At 66.3% G+C, this 15,729-nt stretch carries 14 protein-coding genes; 5 read left to right on the top strand and 9 right to left on the bottom strand.

Annotated elements, in window-relative coordinates; genetic code table 11:
- Positions 1-194: 194 nt before the first annotated feature.
- The 8 genes from RQI28_RS00945 to RQI28_RS00915 form a co-directional block, all read right to left on the bottom strand.
- Positions 195-527: a YnfA family protein gene (locus RQI28_RS00945; protein ID WP_311221532.1), complete on the bottom strand. Its 333-nt coding sequence runs from the start codon at positions 525-527 to the stop codon at positions 195-197.
- A 29-nt stretch (positions 528-556) separates the two neighbouring features.
- On the bottom strand, positions 557-3,700 hold the full coding sequence (locus RQI28_RS00940) for an EAL domain-containing protein (protein WP_311220726.1): 3,144 nt from the start codon (positions 3,698-3,700) through the stop codon (positions 557-559).
- 127 nt (positions 3,701-3,827) lie between these two features.
- Positions 3,828-4,175, bottom strand: coding sequence for a DUF3325 domain-containing protein (locus RQI28_RS00935; protein ID WP_311220725.1), 348 nt, complete (start codon positions 4,173-4,175; stop codon positions 3,828-3,830).
- A complete protein-coding gene (locus tag RQI28_RS00930; RefSeq protein ID WP_311220724.1) occupies positions 4,168-5,880 on the bottom strand; it encodes a PepSY-associated TM helix domain-containing protein in 1,713 nt (570 codons plus the stop codon). Before RQI28_RS00930 ends, RQI28_RS00935 begins: the two co-directional genes overlap by 8 nt.
- A gap of 22 nt (positions 5,881-5,902) precedes the next feature.
- Positions 5,903-6,199: an iron uptake protein gene (locus RQI28_RS00925; RefSeq protein ID WP_311220723.1), complete on the bottom strand. Its 297-nt coding sequence runs from the start codon at positions 6,197-6,199 to the stop codon at positions 5,903-5,905.
- Positions 6,200-6,382: 183 nt separating this feature from the next.
- A complete protein-coding gene (locus RQI28_RS19690) occupies positions 6,383-6,598 on the bottom strand; it encodes a hypothetical protein (RefSeq protein ID WP_404976847.1) in 216 nt (71 codons plus the stop codon).
- Positions 6,599-6,619: 21 nt separating this feature from the next.
- Entirely contained in the window at positions 6,620-8,761 is a 2,142-nt protein-coding gene (locus RQI28_RS00920; protein WP_404976848.1) for a TonB-dependent siderophore receptor, read from the bottom strand.
- Positions 8,762-8,848: 87 nt separating this feature from the next.
- Positions 8,849-10,186: a sigma-70 family RNA polymerase sigma factor gene (locus RQI28_RS00915; RefSeq protein ID WP_311220722.1), complete on the bottom strand. Its 1,338-nt coding sequence runs from the start codon at positions 10,184-10,186 to the stop codon at positions 8,849-8,851.
- A 161-nt stretch (positions 10,187-10,347) separates the two neighbouring features.
- On the opposite strand from RQI28_RS00915, the gene RQI28_RS00910 reads away from it, so the two are divergent.
- From RQI28_RS00910 to RQI28_RS00895, 4 genes are all read left to right on the top strand, one after another.
- Positions 10,348-10,818, top strand: a complete 471-nt coding sequence (locus RQI28_RS00910; protein WP_311220721.1) for a CopD family protein — start codon at positions 10,348-10,350, stop codon at positions 10,816-10,818.
- Between the two features lie 66 nt (positions 10,819-10,884).
- Positions 10,885-11,586 (top strand): hypothetical protein, encoded by a 702-nt coding sequence (locus RQI28_RS00905; RefSeq protein WP_311220720.1) that lies wholly within the window; start codon positions 10,885-10,887, stop codon positions 11,584-11,586.
- Positions 11,587-11,663: 77 nt separating this feature from the next.
- Positions 11,664-13,499 (top strand): ABC transporter ATP-binding protein, encoded by a 1,836-nt coding sequence (locus tag RQI28_RS00900; RefSeq protein WP_311221531.1) that lies wholly within the window; start codon positions 11,664-11,666, stop codon positions 13,497-13,499.
- A gap of 318 nt (positions 13,500-13,817) precedes the next feature.
- A complete protein-coding gene (locus RQI28_RS00895; protein WP_092939462.1) occupies positions 13,818-13,976 on the top strand; it encodes a DUF3309 family protein in 159 nt (52 codons plus the stop codon).
- 94 nt (positions 13,977-14,070) lie between these two features.
- On the opposite strand, the gene RQI28_RS00890 is transcribed toward RQI28_RS00895, so the two are convergent.
- Positions 14,071-14,604 (bottom strand): hypothetical protein, encoded by a 534-nt coding sequence (locus tag RQI28_RS00890; protein WP_311220718.1) that lies wholly within the window; start codon positions 14,602-14,604, stop codon positions 14,071-14,073.
- Positions 14,605-14,877: 273 nt separating this feature from the next.
- Here RQI28_RS00890 and RQI28_RS00885 point away from each other — a divergent pair, with 273 nt between their 5' ends.
- Positions 14,878-15,720 carry an STAS domain-containing protein gene (locus RQI28_RS00885; RefSeq protein ID WP_311220717.1) on the top strand — a complete coding sequence of 281 codons (843 nt, stop codon included), beginning with the start codon at positions 14,878-14,880 and terminating at the stop codon, positions 15,718-15,720.
- Positions 15,721-15,729 lie beyond the last annotated feature (9 nt).

Genomic DNA, 15,729 nt, shown 5'->3' with positions numbered 1-15,729 from the left:
CGGAGGAGACGGGTCGGGTGGGTGATCGGCTCGCCGCACCTTGGCGGACAAGCTGCCGATGATACCGTGGCGCCGCCCGCAGGCCTGCATTCCCCTGCCAAGGCCAGAATGGCCTGCAGCGCTTGCCCATCAAGCGCGGGTAGCTATGAAATCAATAGTCAGGAGCGAGGGCCGCGTGCGGGCCGGCATCACGGTCAGCCCGGCCGCGGCGCGAACGCGATGATCGCCATGCCCGCCAGCGTGACGGCCACGCCCAGCCAGTCCCAGACGCTGGGGCGAATGCCGTCGACCGCCCAGAGCCATGCCAGCGCCACGGCCACATACACGCCACCGTAGGCGGCATACACCCGGCCTGCCGCGGCGGGGTGCAGCGTGAGCAGCCAGGCAAACAGCGCCAGGCTGAGCGCAGCCGGCACCAGCAGCCACGCGCTGCGGCCCTGGCGCAGCCACAGCCACGGCAAATAGCAGCCGATGATTTCGGCCAGCGCGGTGACGATGAAAAGCGAGAGGGTTCGCACCTCTGGCATGAATTGAAGAGCGGGCATGGTGGTGGATCTCAGACCAGCGTATCGCCGCGCTTGAGCACCAGATCCTCGAACGCAGTGAACACCAGCGGCGGGCTGAGCAGGTAGCCCTGCCAGGCATGGCAATGCGCGCGCTGCAGGAAGGCACGCTGCTCCTCGGTTTCCACCCCCTCGGCAATCACGCGCAGGCCCAGGCTGGTGCCTAAAGCGACGATGGTGCGGGCGATGGCTGCGTCGTTGGGGTCGGTCAGCACGTCGCGCACGAAGCTCTGGTCGATCTTGAGCTCGTCGAGCGGCAAGCGCTTCAGGTAAGCCAGCGAGGAATAGCCTGTGCCGAAGTCGTCCAGAGAGAACCCCACGCCATACGCCCGCAGTTGCGCCATCTTGTCAATTGTGTCCTGCACGTCCTGCAGCAGCAGGCTTTCGGTCAACTCGAGCTTCAGTCGCCGGCCGTCGGCGCCGGTGCTGGCCAGTGCAGCCAGCACCTGGGCGACGAAGCCGCTCTGGTGGAATTCCCGCGGGCTCACGTTCACAGCCAGGCCCAGTTGCGCCAAGCCGGGCTGCTGCGCCCATTGCGCCAGGCGCTCGCAAGCCTCGCGCAGTACCCAACCGCCCAGCGGCAGGATCAGGCCGCAGTCTTCCGCCAGCGGAATGAACTCGGCCGGTGACACGAAGCCGCGCTGCGGGTGCTTCCAGCGCAGCAGCGCCTCGGCGCCCGTGATGCGGCCATGCACCACCTGTGGCTGGTAGAACAATTCGAACTGGCCTTGCTGCAGGCCGGTGCGCATATCGGCCTCCAGCGCGGCGCGGGCCGCCACCAGCGCCTGCATCTGGGGGTCGTAGAACTGCAAGGTGTTGCGCCCGGCTGCCTTGGCTTGGTACATGGCCAGGTCGCCGCGCTTGATGAGCTCGTCCGCCGATTCGCGCTGCCCTTCGAACACCGTCACGCCCATGCTGAGGGTGCTGTGGTGCGCTTCGCCGTCCAGCATGAAGGGCTGGCGCAACGCAGCCAGAATGCGCTGGCCGGCTTCTTCTGCGCGGGCTGCGGCCTCTTGCGGGTTGTCGTCGAGATCTTCCAGTACCACCACGAATTCGTCGCCGCCATGGCGCGCCACCGTGTCTTCACCCTTCACGCAGCCGCGCAGGCGCAGCGCTACTTCGCGCAGCAGCATGTCGCCCTTGTCGTGGCCCCGGGTTTCGTTCAGCGTCTTGAAGTTGTCCAGATCGACCATCAGCAGCGCGCCGCAGCGCTGGCGTTGCGCACTCAAGGCCAGGGCTTGCTGCAGGCGGTCCACCAGCAGGCGCCGATTGGGCAGGCTGGTCAGCGGGTCGTAATACGCCAGATAGCGGATCTCTTCCTCATCAGCCTTGCGCTGGCTCAGGTCCACCATGGTGACAAGATGGGCGTCTTCCAGCACCACGCCGGCGGTCTCCACCGTGCGCATCTGCCCGTCCTTGCTGGTGATGACGTATTCAGCAGCGCGAATGGATCCGTCGTTCTTCGCTGCATCCGCCTGTGCGGCACGCCAGCGGGCGCGCGCGTCGGCGCGGCGGTCGGCATCGGGAAACAGTTGTCGCCACCAGGTTTCGACGTCGGGAGTCTCGTGCTCGTCGTAGCCGCAGATCTGGGTGTAGTGCTGGTTGCGAAACGCGATGGCGCCATTGCGCTGGACCAGACAGACCCCCACGGGCATGCGGTTCAAGATGCCGCGCAGCCGCTGCTCGCTGTTGCGCAGCGCCTCTTCCATTTCCTTGCGCGCCGTGATGTCCTGCACCACGGCAGTATGAATTTCTGCGCCGCTGGCCGGCGACCGCATCATGGAGACGGTCACGTCCACCCAGACGATGCTGCCGTCCTTGCGCACATAGCGCTTTTCTAGCCTGAATTCGGGCAACTCGCCCGCTTTCATGCGGCGCGTCAGCGCCAGATCATTGTCCAGGTCATCCGGGTGGGTGATGTCCTGAAAACGCATGCGCTGTAGCTCGTCGACGCTATAGCCGACGAGGTCGCTCAGTTTCTGATTCACGCGCAACAGCTCGCCAGTATTGGCATTCGCCTGCGAAACTCCTACCGCTGCCTGGCTGAACACGGTGCGAAAGCGCTCTTCGCTGTCGCTGCGTTCGTTGTTGGCGGCCTGTGCCTGATCCAGGGCCTGCACGCGCCTGCGTACCAGCAAAGTGACCAGCGCGGTCAGCAGCCCGGTCACCAGCAGGCCGCCCAGGCCCACGAGCCAGGGCAGTTGCCGCTCGGAGCTGGAAAGGAAATCGCGTTCCGGATAGAAACCCAACTGCCAGAGGCGGCCGCCCACCTGCACCTCGCGCTCGTAATGGGGGGCCGATGCTGCCAGCGTCCCATCCAGCGCCAGCAGCGGGAGCGGATTGGCGTGCTGCGGGTCCCCGACCAGCCCGATGTCGTAAATGCCGAGCCGCACGCCGTTCAGATAGCCTTCGCGGCGCATGCTCTCCACTAGTGCCGAGATGCGCACGGTGGCACCCAGCGCACCGAGGAAGCGGTGCCCGTCGGCGCCGCCATCGCTGCCCTGCCCGCTCACAAACACCGGCACTCGCAGCGTGATGCCGGTGCGCTTTTCCTGCAACTGGATCAGATCGAAAGGGGCCGATGCCACGGGGCCGCCGGTGCCGCGGCTACGCAAGAAAGCCTCGGCGTTTGGCTGCTGCGATGCGATGTCCAGGCCCAGAACCTGCGCGTTGCCATCTACCGGCCACAGAAATTCGACCACGTAGTACGCAGGGCGCACGCCCGGCGGGTGAATGGCGAAGGTGGAAGGCGCGCTCTCTGCGCGGGCGCGTGCCTCGAAAGCGGCGCGTTCTTCGCCCGGAACGTAGCGCACGAAAGTGATGTTGCGCACCCCGGCGTGGTAGCGCGACAGGTCCATGTCGCGAGCCACGCGCTCGAACTCGCGGCGACTGAGCTGCGGGTTCATCGAAAACAGGCCGCGCAAGCCGTTGAGCAATTCGACGTGTGCGCCCAGCCGCAGCTCCAGTGCTTCGGCAAAAGAGCGGGCCTCCTGGCCGATGCGCACTTCGGCAATGGACTTGATCGATGCAGACTGCTGATGCCACAGCGCTCCACTGGCCAGCAGCCCCGCCAGCGCAACGAGCGCGCCTGGCAACCAGTGCCGGGGCGAAGCGCGCTGTAGAGCAGGAACCGTCATTAATGGGTTGCCGTAGGGCCAGTGCATCGAAATGTACGAAGGCACCAAGGATAGCGGCATTTACATCGCCAGCTGACGAGTCACCCTGCCCACGCGGAAAAACCACGCAGGCATTCGCCAGCAGGGATCAGGCGCTGCGGTCTTGCTGCCGCCCGGCTCCGGCCACCCAGGCCACCAGGGGCCGCAGCCAATGCGCGCGCCACGTCAGCGTGAAAGCAGTGGCCAGCGCGCCACCGGCCAGCGACATGAACCAGACCAGGGACGCCATCGACGGATGGTCCACGGCGATGCACAGGGCGAACGATGCCACGAGTGCCACCGCCCCCAGCCAACGCAGGACGACCGCCGTGCGACGCGGCAGCGCTGCGCCAGCTCCGCGCACCTGCTCCCAATGCACTTCCATCGACAAGGCCAGCCACGCAAGGCCAAGGGTGCTGGCGATCAGCGCCAGGGTAAGCAGCAACGCGTCAGGCACGGACAGTCTCCGGTGGGCAGCCGGCAGCGCTCTGGCGCCCGGCGCCTGGCCGGGAATCGGTCAGGGGTGCGGCATCGGCTCGGCGCTTGAGCCTGCGCGCCGCGAGCACGGCGATGGCGGCGCTGGTCAGAATCGCCAGGTCCAGGCCGGCCACGGGCCAGTAACCCGCGCCGATGGTGCGCAGCAGATGGTCTCCCGTGGTCACCCAATTCAGCAGCACGGCCGCGACTGCCAACACGGCGATGGCCCAGCACTGCTCATGCCATGCAGGCGCCATGCGCGCCTGGGCCACCGGCGCCGTGCGCCAGATGCCGTGCAGGAAGGCGAGCACCCAGGCCGCCCAGAAGGTGTACTGCTCCCACGTGCCCTTGCCGGCCCAGCCAGTGGGCATTTCAGCGGGCAGCAGCCGGTTGGCGATCAGCATGGACAGCGTGGCCAACAGCATGCCGGTGACGGTGGCGACAGCGAAGGCATCGACCCAGCGCGCGCCGCTGCTGCCCTGCTTGGCATGCTGGCGCTTGCGCTTTTCCACAAAGAAGATGAACCCGGTGGCAATGCAGATGCAGCCCGCCAGTCCGCCCAGCACATACAACCAGCGCAGCAGCCAGTGGCGGAAGTGCTGCAGGTGCAGGCCGGTGAGGAAGGTGTTCACGCTGGCTACGGCCGTCTGCGGTGGATCAACGCGCAGCACGTCACCGGTCGACGCCTTGAAATGGATGCCGTCGCCCACCAACGCGATGCGGTCGGTGCCGGCGCGGTAGATGCTGACGTAGCCGTTGGCGTCGCCCACGTGGCGCACGTTCAGAAAGCCCACGTCACCCGCCTTGCCCGATGCGGCCCAGCGGCGCTGCGCCTCGGCCACCATCGCATCGACCGACGCCAGCGGTGCGGCGAAGCCCGCGCGGTCGTGCGGCAGGCCGGTTTCTGCGGCTTCGTGCTTTTCGTGCAGCTCATGCAGCGGCTCCAGCTGCGTGTGCGTGATCGGAAAGTAGGTGCCGCCGAAGATCACCAGGCCCGAGAACGCGAAGATGAAGTGAAACGGCAGCGCCACCACGCCCGTCAGGTTGTGCAGGTCGAGCGCGCTGCGCTGCATGTGCTTCTTCGGACGGAAGGTGAACAGTTCGCGGAAGATCTTGCGGTGCATGACTACGCCGCTCACCAGCGCCACCAGCATGATCAGCGCGGCGAAGCCGACGATCCAGGTGCCCAGGTTCTTCCAGTTGAAATTCAGGCTGTAGTGCAGCGGGTAGAAGAACTGGCTGCCGATCTTCAGGTGGTCGTTGGGCAGCAACTGCCCGTTGCGCGGGTCGATGGTGCGCGAACCCCAGACGACGTCCTCCGGATCCTTCGCGTGGGGCAGCTCATAGCTGGCGAAGATGCCCAGCACCGGATCGCGGTGGGTGGTGTAGGCACCCCAGCTACTCACCACCGGAAACTCTTTGGCGATGGCGCCGTTCACACGGCTCTTCGCTTGTTCGATGTTGTCCGGATCGGGCTGCATCCCCTGTAAGATGGGCTGCAGCATGCGGTCGAACGACGGCATGGGTTGCGGCTCGAAGCGGGTTTGCGGGATGGCCCAGCGGTCGATCTCGCGGTCGAACACCGACAGCGCGCCGAAGAAGAACACCACCATCAGCACAAAGCCCATCACCAGGCCGAACCAGGTGTGCAGCCAGGCCATGGACAGCCGGAAATTACTGAACATCGAAAGCTTTCCTAAAGCCGGTTCAAAGAATCGCGCGCTGCACGAGCCACGCTGCGCAGGTCATCAGCGCGCCCCCGCCTGCCAGCACCAGCCATACGCGAGCCACGCTGGCCGCACAAAAGGCCCACAGAAACGCCACCAGGAAGACGAGAAACCCCACGATCACGCCCAGCGCCTCGGCGTCATGGAACTCCATGCGCGCGGCGAACAGCAGGCCGATCGACAGCGCGATGAAGCCCCAGGTGAAGGCATAGCCGCCCAACACGCCTGCGGCGATGCGCGAGACGATCTGAAGGCGCGGGACTGCACTCGTAGCCATGAAAAATTCCGGGAAGATGGGATTGATTTGCATTATGCCTACCGGGGTCCATTCACCCAGCGGGCCACGGGGGTTCGCTGCAGCGGCCAGAAATATGAGTGAAATAGCCATCCAGCGCTTATCCCATAAGCGCTGGAAGCTATTAATTACATAGCATCTCAAACACCCGGCTCGCCGGGAGGGTCAGAACTTGTAGGTCAGGCTCACGTTAACGCTGCGCGGCTCGCCCCAGGTGTAGGTGCCGTACCAGTTGAAGATCGTGTAGTACTTCTTGTCCAGCAGGTTCCTGATGTTGAGCGTGGCCGACAGCTGCTTGCTGAACTCATAGCGGGCCATCGCATCCAGCATCCAGTAGCTCTTGACCGTGTGCACCGTCGTTCCGCCGGCCGGCAGCCCCACGTCGCCCCAGGTCTTGTCCTGCTAGCGCGCGCCGCCGCCCAGCGTCAAGCCCGACAGGCCACCACCGAGCTTGTGGCTGGTGTATAGGTTGACCTGATTGGACGGGGTCAGCGTGGAAACACGCGTGCCGTCCTGCCTTGAGACGTTGTGCGAGTAGCCAGCCTGCACCTGCCATGCCGGCGTGATCTGCCCAGAGACCTCAGCCTCCCAGCCTTTGGTCTTCACGCCCTGAATAGCGCGGTAGGCGTCGTTGCCGCTGGGTGTTTTCCCGCCGCTCGCGACGGCGTAGTTGTCCTGCACCATCTGGAAGACGGCGGCGCTGGCGTTCAGGCGACCGTCGAGGAACGAGGCCTTGACGCCCAGCTCGTGGTTCTTGCCTTCCAGCGGGTCGAGCGTGCGGCCCTGCTCGTCCTGGTTGGACTGGGGCCGGAAGATGCCGGAATAGCTGCCATAGACCGAATAGTGCTTGTCGATGTCGTACACCGCGCCCAGGTACGGCGTGAACACGTTCTTTTCGTCCTGCTGCTGCACTCTGTTCTTGTAGTTGGAGATGCGGCCGCCCGTGATGAGCTTCAGGTCGTCGCGGAGGTTCCAGCGCGCGGTGGTGTAGACCCCATTCTCGTGCGTGGTTTCGTCATCGGCCCAGCCGGGTTCGCTGCCCCAGTAAGGCTGTGGCGAATCGCCGTTCCATCGATAGTAGTTGCCGACAGCGCCATCGGAATTGTCACTGACGTTGTAACCCGTGTTCTTCCAGCGGCGCTTTGCCAGGCTGCCACCCACCACCAGCTCATGCTCGCGGCCCAGCAGCGAAAACGGGCCACTGGCATACAGGTCGCCCGCGTCGCTGGTGGTGCGTCCCACGTACTTGCCGCGCCACAGGCTGGCACCGCCGCCGGTCACCGGGTTGGGGTAACCGCCCGCGGCCGCGCCCAGGGCCGCGTCATACCCGTTGATCTGGTGATTGAGCTGCAGCTTGGTCACCCAGCCGCTGTCGAAGTTGTGCTCCAGCGTGGCGAAGGTGGTGCGGGTGTACTGGTCCCAGTGGCTCCAATCGGCACCGTTGTTGAACGAGCGCGGCATGGGGTTGAAGTTGCCGTTCGAGTCGAGCAGCGAGATGCCGCCCCAGGTCGATGCAGTGGGCTTGTTGTCCTGCCTGTCGGCACCCACTGTCAGCAGCGTGCGGGGCGTCAGGTCGGCCTCGACAATGCCGTACAGCACGCCGGTCTGGCGCTCGTAGCGGTCCATGTGCGACTGCCTGTCCTGGTAGGTGGCCACGCCGCGCGCGCGGATGCTGCCGGACTCGTTCAGCGCGCCGCCCAGGTCCAGCTCACCTCGGTAGTTGCTCCAGCTGCCCGCGCTGGCCGTCACGTGGCCTTCAAAGTTGCGCGTGGGCTTCTTGCGGATCAGGTTGATCGTCGCGCTGGGGTCGCCGCTGCCGGTCAGCAGGCCGGTGGCACCGCGCAGCACCTCCACGCGGTCATAGATGGCCATGTCGGTCAGCGTGTTGCCGGCCGAATAGGCAGAGTCCCGCATCATCGGAATGCCGTCGTACTGGAAGTTCTGGATGGCGAAGCCGCGCGAGTAGTACTGCGTCCGCTCGCTGTCGTAGGTGACGATGCTCACGCCCGTCGTCTGTTCCATCACCTGGTCGATGCTGGTGAGGTTGAAGTCGTCCATCTTCTGGCGCGTGATGACGCTGATGGACTGCGGCGTCTCGCGCGGCGTCAGCACCAGCCGCGTGGCGGTGGCGATGGCGCCGGGCGTGTACGAGCCGCTCTTTTCTGTGATCTCGCCCAGTTGGTTGGACCGCACCGTCACTTCAGACAGCGTGCGCTGGCCCGCTGCGATGGGCTGCACCGTCAGCGTGCCGTTGTGCACCCGGCCGCTCAGTCCGCTGCCCTGCAGCAGCGCGTCCAGCGCTTGGCGCACGTCCTGCTCGCCCTGCACGGCGGGGGCCTGCCGGCCGGCCGCCACCGAGGGCGTGAACACAAGTTGCAGGCCCGCTTGCCGGGCGAACTGGTCAAGCGCGGTTGCCAGCGGCTGGGCAGCGATGTCAAAGCGCGCGGGCTGGGCCATGACGGCCTGCATTGGCAGGGCCAGGCCGACACAGAGGACGGCTCGAGCGACATGGCTGCGGCGGAAAGAGAGGGCAAGGGGTTGCATGGAGTGATGTCCTGAGAAATTCCAAAGGTCCAAGCAATGGACGATTGGCCCCGCAAAACCCTGAAAAAAAGAGGAGGAACTGTGGAATCAGCCCAACCGGGCGACACGCCAGCCGCCCTCTGCGCGCGGCTCCACCCGCACAGGCAGCGCATGCGGCAGGGCCTGCAGCCACGCGCTGGCACGGGCGATGCGCACGCGGCCGCTTACCGGCAGCGCAGCTGCGGCCGGCGTGGCCTCCAGCGTGAAGGGCGCGTAGCGCGACAGGCGCGCCAGTGCCTCGCCCAGCGGTTGCCCGGTAAATACCAGTTCGCCCTGACGCCAGGGCGCGGCGTCGGCAACGGCTTTCATGGGGAGCACGGTGTCGCCCTGCAGCCGCACGCCTTCGCCCGCCCCCAATTCCCGGGGCGCTCCGCCTTGCGGTTGCACCCTCACGCGGCCCGATTCCACCTGTACCGACACGATGGGCGCCGGCGCGGCGGCGTCCAGCAGATCCACGCTGAAGCGCGTGCCCAGCACGGTCACCTGCGCGCCCGCCGCATTGACGGAAAAAGGCCGGCTCTCGTCGCGCGCCACCTCAAAGAACGCAGCGCCGCGCAGCAGCTGCACCGTGCGCCGCCCGGCAAAGTAAGCCACCCGCGCCTCGCTGTCGGCGTCCAGATGCAGCAAAGAGCCATCGGGCAGCACGTGCCGCGTCTGCTGGCCGCGCGGGTTGCGCCATTGCGCCTGCCACTGCACGTGGCTGTGCTGCCACGCCTGCCACTGGTGCCAGCCGACCGTCCCGGCAACGCCCATGCCCGCCAGCCCGAGCAAGGCGCCCAGGCTACGCCGGCGGCCGGTGCGAATGGCGCCATGGCCGCCTGCAGGGCCGCCGCGCCAGCGCAACAACGCATCCTCGATGCAGGCGCCGGCCTGAATCAAATCCCGCTCCACGGTGTTGAGCGACACGCCCAGCTGCTGCGCGATGTCGGGTTGCTTTTCGCCATGCACGCGGTGCGCGACGAAGGCCGAACGCGTGCGCTCGGGCAGGTCGGCCAGCGTGGATTCGAGCACCGCCAACGCCTGCCGGTACATCACGGCGTCGGCCACGTCGGGCGTGTGCGACGGGGTAATCTGCTCTTGCACCTTCGCGCTGTCGGCAAACTGCAGGTGCCTCTGGCGCCGGCGCTGTGCGTCCACCGCCATGTGCTGCGCCATGACGGCCAGGTACGCCGTCACGTCGCGCGGGCTGGTTTCGCCTTCTTGCGCCAAAACCTCCACAGCCGCCGTGCCCTGTTCATGCTCGGCCAGCCGCAGCCAGGTGTCGTGCACCAGCTCGCGCGCCTCGTCGCGGCTGCCGGTGCTGCGCGTAGCAATGCGCAGCAAATCGGGGTAGGCGTGGCCGAAGCCCGAGAGCAGCGCGCGGGTGAAGGGGGCAGACAGTTGCATGGCCGCCGAATGATACGCCCGATAAAGAGAATCATTCTCAATTGATGGATGTTGCTAGACAGGCATGGGCTGCTGTTATCGTCGCCAGAATCCGGGTGGGCCTGGCCGGCACGCACTCTTCAACCCACCCCACACCCATCCCACGACAACGAGACCATCCCATGCTGTACGCCCTGCTCAAGCTCGCCCACCTGTTCGCCGCCATCGTCTGGATCGGCGGCATGGTCTTTGCGCATTTCTTTCTGCGGCCGGCCGCGCTGGCCCTGGAGCCTGCTGCCCGCGTGCCCTTGATGCAGGCGGTGCTGCAGCGCTTTTTCAGCGCGGTGACGGTGGCCGCGGCGGTGATGCTGGCGTCGGGCCTGTGGATGGTCGGGCGCGTGGCCAAGGCCACGGTGCAGGCAGGCGGCTCGTTCGCCATGCCGCTGTCGTGGACGGTGATGGCCACGCTCGGGCTGGTGATGATCGCGATCTTCGGGCACATCCGCTTTGCGCTGTACAAGCGGCTGCGCGTGGCGACGCAAGCGGGCGACTGGGCGGCGGGCGGCAAGGCGCTGGCGTCCATTCGCACCTGGGTGGGTGTGAACCTGGCGCTGGGCGTGGCGACCGTGGCGGTCGCCGTCATCCCTCTTTAAGCCAAAATGGCCTCTAGCGCTTATCCATCAAGCGCTAACAGCTATTAAAACAGTAGCATAACGACGATGAGACCCCGTTACGCATCCGCCCTGGTCGTTGCCTTGGCGCTGGCCCTGCTCGCCGCTTTGGCGGGCGGCTGGTGGGTGCAGTCGCGGCTGCGGGCGGCGCAGGGCGAGGTGACGGCGCTGCAGCGGCAGGTGGTAACCACCAGCGACCAGTTGCTGGGCTACACCCGCTACACCACCTACCTGACCGCCGGCCAGAACACGCTGGCCGAGCAGATGAAACTGCTGACGGCCACCGTGGTGCGCGAAGAAGGCGCCACGCAGATCGTGGAAAAGTCGGTGCTGGGCCTGGCTTCCACCGGCGTGGTTGCGGTTTGGTACACCGCCGAATACGCCTTTGGCTACGACCTGCGCCCGGGCAGCTACGCGCTGAAAGACACGCCCCAGGGCCTGGAAGTACACCTGGCCCGGCCCGCGCTGGTTGCCACGCCGGCCGTGAGCCAGCTACGCCACCGCGTTTTGTCCGGCGGCCTGCTGACCGATGAAAAATCCGCCGTCATCCGCCTGCAGGAAGAAGCCGCCCGCCGCGCCCAGGCGCAAGGCATTGCCATGGCGGCCGAGCCCGCCGTGGTGGCGCTGTGCGAGAAAAGCCTGACGGGCTTTCTGGCCGACTTTCTGGCGCGCCAGCCGGGCGTGAAGGCCGTGCCGCGCATCACCGTGGTGTACCCGGCGCAGGCCAGCGGACCTGCTGCCATGCCATAGGGCTTTCGCTCAAGCAGCGGGCAAGGCGCGGCAGCGGGCCGTAACATCGCCGGTTGCCCAGGAGTTCTCGCACCGTGCTGTTCCGCTTCTTCGAAAACCGCGTTCCCCCCTACCCCGCTGGCGAGCCCGCCGTGCCGCCCAAAGACTTCATGGCCTTCGTGTGGGCCGGCACGCGCGGCGTGCGCGGGCATGTGGCGACCATGGCCGGGCTGTCGGCCGCCATCGCGGTGTACGAGGCGCTGCTGTTCGCAGTGCTGGGCCAGTTGGTGGACTGGATCAGCGACACGCCGCCCGCGCAGTTCTGGCAAGAGCGCGGCCCGCTGCTGACCTGGATCGTCGGCATGCTGATCGCCAGCATCCTGCTGGTGGCCGTGCAGACCAGCGTGAAGCACCAAACGCTGGCCATCAACTTTCCGCTGCGCCTGCGCTGGAACTACCACCGGCTGATGCTGGGCCAGAGCATGGCGTTCTACGCCGACGAATTCGCCGGCCGCATCACCACCAAGATCATGCAGACGGCGCTGGCCGTGCGCGACATGATCTTCACCACCACCGACGTGATGATCGGCATGGGCGTGTACCTGTTCACCATCTTGCTGCTGGCGGCCGGCTTTGAAGTGCGGCTGCTGCTGCCGTTTCTGGTGTGGATCGTCTGCTATGGCCTCGCCTGCTGGTACTTCGTGCCCCGGCTGGGCAAGGTGGGCAAGGCGCAGGCCGATGCCCGTTCGGTGATGACCGGGCGCATCACCGACGCGTACACCAACATCGCCACCGTCAAGCTCTTCTCGCACACGCGGCGCGAGGCGGAATTCGCCCGCTCGGCCATGGACGCTTTCAAGGTCACGGGCTACGCGCAGATGCGGCTGGTGAGCCACTTCGAGATCGTCAACCACATCCTGGTGGTGGGCATGATTCTGGGCGCCTGTGGCACCGCGCTGTGGCTGTGGTCGCAGGGCCAGGTGGGCGCCGGCGCGGTGGCGGCCGTCACGGCCATGGCGCTGCGCGTGTCGGGTCACGCACACTGGGTGATGTGGGAGATGACGACACTGTTCGAGAGCGTGGGCACCATTCAGGACGGCATCAACACGCTGACCAAGCCCCGCACGGTGCTGGACGCGCCCGATGCGCGCCCGCTGCAGGTCACGCGCGGCGAGGTGCGCTTTGACAACGTGCGCTTCGGCTACCAGGACAGCCGCCCGGTCATCGACAACCTGAACCTGACCATCCAACCTGGCGAGAAGATCGGGCTCATCGGCCGATCCGGCGCAGGCAAGTCCACGCTGGTGAACCTGCTGCTGCGCTTTCACGACGTGCAAGCCGGCCGCGTGCTGATCGACGGGCAGGACATCGCCCACGTCACGCAGGACAGCCTGCGCCAGCACATCGGCATGGTCACGCAAGATACGTCTTTGCTGCACCGCTCCATGCGCGACAACATCCTCTACGGCCGCCCCGATGCCAACGAAGCCGATCTGCACACCGCCGCCCGACGCGCGGAGGCCACGGACTTCATCGACACGCTGACCGACCTGCAAGGCCGCAGCGGCTACGACGCCCAGGTGGGCGAGCGCGGCGTGAAGCTGTCGGGCGGCCAGCGTCAGCGCGTGGCCATCGCCCGCGTGATGCTGAAGGACGCGCCCATCCTGCTGCTGGACGAAGCGACCAGCGCGCTCGACTCTGAAGTGGAGGCCGCCATCCAGCAAAGCCTGGACGGCCTGATGCAGGGCAAGACGGTGATCGCCATCGCCCACCGACTCTCCACCATCGCGGCAATGGACCGGCTGATCGTGCTGGACGCCGGCCGCATCATCGAAGAAGGCACGCACGCGCAACTGCTGGCCAGCGGCGGCGTGTATGCGCGCCTGTGGGGCCACCAGAGCGGCGGCTTTCTGGGCGAGACGGAAGACGACTGAGACGCGGCGGGTCTGGCACCGGGGACCAGCGCGCCGCCCCGCCCCGGCCGGCTACTGCCGCTGCCGCTGCGCACAGATTCATAAAAAAGGCCTCTAGCGCTTACCCATCAAGCGCTATCAGCTATCAATTAGATAGCACTCGATGGCTTACAACATCAAATGCAAGCCCGCGCGCTGTCGGCAATGGATGACACGCGCGTCGGTGCGCCGCCTGCGAACCGACGGCTACCCCCCTTCAACAATGCACCCAGGCATGTCGCCACCCCGCACTGGTCAAACCGGCAGCGGGCTCAATCACAACAACGAAGGAAACCAACCATGTCGATTTCTCTGCTGCTGCTCATCATCTTGATCCTCATCCTGGTGGGTGTGCTGCCGACTTGGGGACACAGCCGTTCGTGGGGTTACGGTCCCAGCGGCGGCATCGGCCTGGTAGTGGTGATCCTGCTGGTTCTGCTGCTGATGGGCAGGATCTGATGCAACTTCTGCGGGGCGGCCTTGGCCGCACCGACAGCAGTCAAGCGGCGCCGTCGGCGCCGTTTTTGCGTTGGGCGCCCGCTGCGAGTGGGCGTTATGCCCGCCGCATCGCCTGCGCACCGGCGAACGCCGTGGTGAGCCCGGCCAGTTCGGACTGGCTCACGACGCCGTTCGCCTCACCTTTGCGATCGACCAGCTTCAATAACGACTGCGTGAATGCCTCGCCTTGCGGCCCGCCCTGCGCGCCAGCCGGGCCGGTAGCGCGCGCCAAGCCTTGCAAGAATTCATTGGCGCTGACGCTGCCGTTGCTATCCGCATCGAAGCTCGCCGTGAGGGCGGCCTGCTCCTCCTCGGTCGCACCGAATTCGCTCAACAGTTTGCGAAAGTCCTGCGTGGACACCGACCGCTGCGCATCGGCCGCCGTGATGCCGGCTGGCAGCGCGTCGGCACGCACGCCCTGCCCGGCTGCACGCAGCGTGGCCTGCGCCTGGGCGCTCAAGGTGACCCGGGCGGAAGGTACTGGTTGGGCCGGAGGGGGCTCGGCGGCCGATGCTGCCCGTGCCGACGCGTTTCTGGCGTTGAACAGCATGGAAGCCACTGAGGCGATGCCGGAAATCAAAGGTGTCATGGCGCTGGGTCTCCCCCAAAAGCGGTGGGGCGCTTCGCACCGAAATCGGCGCATGCGCATCAGAGCCAGCTTAGGAGATTGCGCGGTTTCCACTCTGGAGAACAGAAAGGGTTTGTCCGCCCATTTTTGCGTGCCCAGCAGCTCTGAAACGCCTGGTTACGCGCCCTACAATAATCTGGCGCATCTCGATAGGCAAGGCAAGCCCCGCTCCAGCGTCGCCCAGACGCGGTCTTGACGGAGCCGCCGGCCCCCACTTTTTCTCATTTTTTGCTTATGACCACCCCTATTCAAGACATCCTGCGCGACGAGGACTCCGCCGCATTGCTGCAGCTGTGGCTCGACGAAGCCCGCGCCGGCGACCCGAGCCTGGGCCGCACCGCACAGACCGAAGGAGCGCAAATCCTTACCGCGCTCAGCGCCGCGCTGCAGGCTGGCGCCAATCCTGGTCAGTTCGGTGGTCGCGAATGGGCGGCGGTGCAGCAGGTGTTGAGCGATTTCTCCCGCTCGCGGGCCGCACAGGGCCAGAGCGCTGGCTCCACCAGCGTGTTCGTGCTGGCGCTCAAGCGACCGCTTTTCACCGCGCTGCAAAAACGATTGCTGGCCGATCCGCCGGCGCTGATCGAGGCGATCTGGTCCGCGACGGTGCTGGTGGACAGCATGGCCCAGCACACGATCACCAGCTTTCAACAGGTGCGTGAAGCAATCATCATCCGCCAGCAAGAAGAATTGCTGGAGCTGTCCACCCCCGTGGTCAAGCTCTGGGACGGCGTGCTGGCCGTGCCCATGATCGGCACGCTGGACAGCAACCGCACCCAGGTGGTGATGGAAACGCTGCTGCAGCGCATCGTCGAAACCGAGGCAGAGCTCGCCATCATCGACATCACCGGCGTGCCCACCGTGGACACGCTGGTCGCGCAGCATCTGCTGAAAACCGTCACCGCCATTCGCCTGATGGGCGCGGACTGCATCATCAGCGGCATCCGCCCGCAGATCGCGCAGACCATCGTGCACCTGGGCATCGACCTGGACGGCATTGGCACCAAGGCCACGCTGGCCGACGCACTGCGCCTGGCGCTGCACCGCACCGGCTGGCAAGTGGCCCGCCGTGTCGACTGACGCCAGGAA

The sequence above is a fragment of the Acidovorax sp. WCS2018Noco2-16 genome (assembly GCF_031843945.1).
In the GTDB taxonomy this organism is placed as follows: Bacteria; Pseudomonadota; Gammaproteobacteria; order Burkholderiales; family Burkholderiaceae_C; genus Paracidovorax.
This window is presented reverse-complemented; position numbering and strand designations above follow the sequence as displayed.

Bases quoted from the DNA above. Each gene is read 5' to 3' on its own strand.
- RQI28_RS00945 (WP_311221532.1), bottom strand. From the start codon at position 527: ATGCCAGAGGTGCGAACCCTCTCGCTTTTCATCGTCACCGCGCTGGCC.
- RQI28_RS00940 (WP_311220726.1), bottom strand. From the start codon at position 3,700: ATGACGGTTCCTGCTCTACAGCGCGCTTCGCCCCGGCACTGGTTGCCA.
- RQI28_RS00930 (WP_311220724.1), bottom strand. From the start codon at position 5,880: ATGTTCAGTAATTTCCGGCTGTCCATGGCCTGGCTGCACACCTGGTTC.
- RQI28_RS00925 (WP_311220723.1), bottom strand. From the start codon at position 6,199: ATGGCTACGAGTGCAGTCCCGCGCCTTCAGATCGTCTCGCGCATCGCC.
- RQI28_RS00920 (WP_404976848.1), bottom strand. From the start codon at position 8,761: ATGCAACCCCTTGCCCTCTCTTTCCGCCGCAGCCATGTCGCTCGAGCC.
- RQI28_RS00915 (WP_311220722.1), bottom strand. From the start codon at position 10,186: ATGCAACTGTCTGCCCCCTTCACCCGCGCGCTGCTCTCGGGCTTCGGC.
- RQI28_RS00910 (WP_311220721.1), top strand. From the start codon at position 10,348: ATGCTGTACGCCCTGCTCAAGCTCGCCCACCTGTTCGCCGCCATCGTC.
- RQI28_RS00905 (WP_311220720.1), top strand. From the start codon at position 10,885: ATGAGACCCCGTTACGCATCCGCCCTGGTCGTTGCCTTGGCGCTGGCC.
- RQI28_RS00895 (WP_092939462.1), top strand. From the start codon at position 13,818: ATGTCGATTTCTCTGCTGCTGCTCATCATCTTGATCCTCATCCTGGTG.
- RQI28_RS00890 (WP_311220718.1), bottom strand. From the start codon at position 14,604: ATGACACCTTTGATTTCCGGCATCGCCTCAGTGGCTTCCATGCTGTTC.
- RQI28_RS00885 (WP_311220717.1), top strand. From the start codon at position 14,878: ATGACCACCCCTATTCAAGACATCCTGCGCGACGAGGACTCCGCCGCA.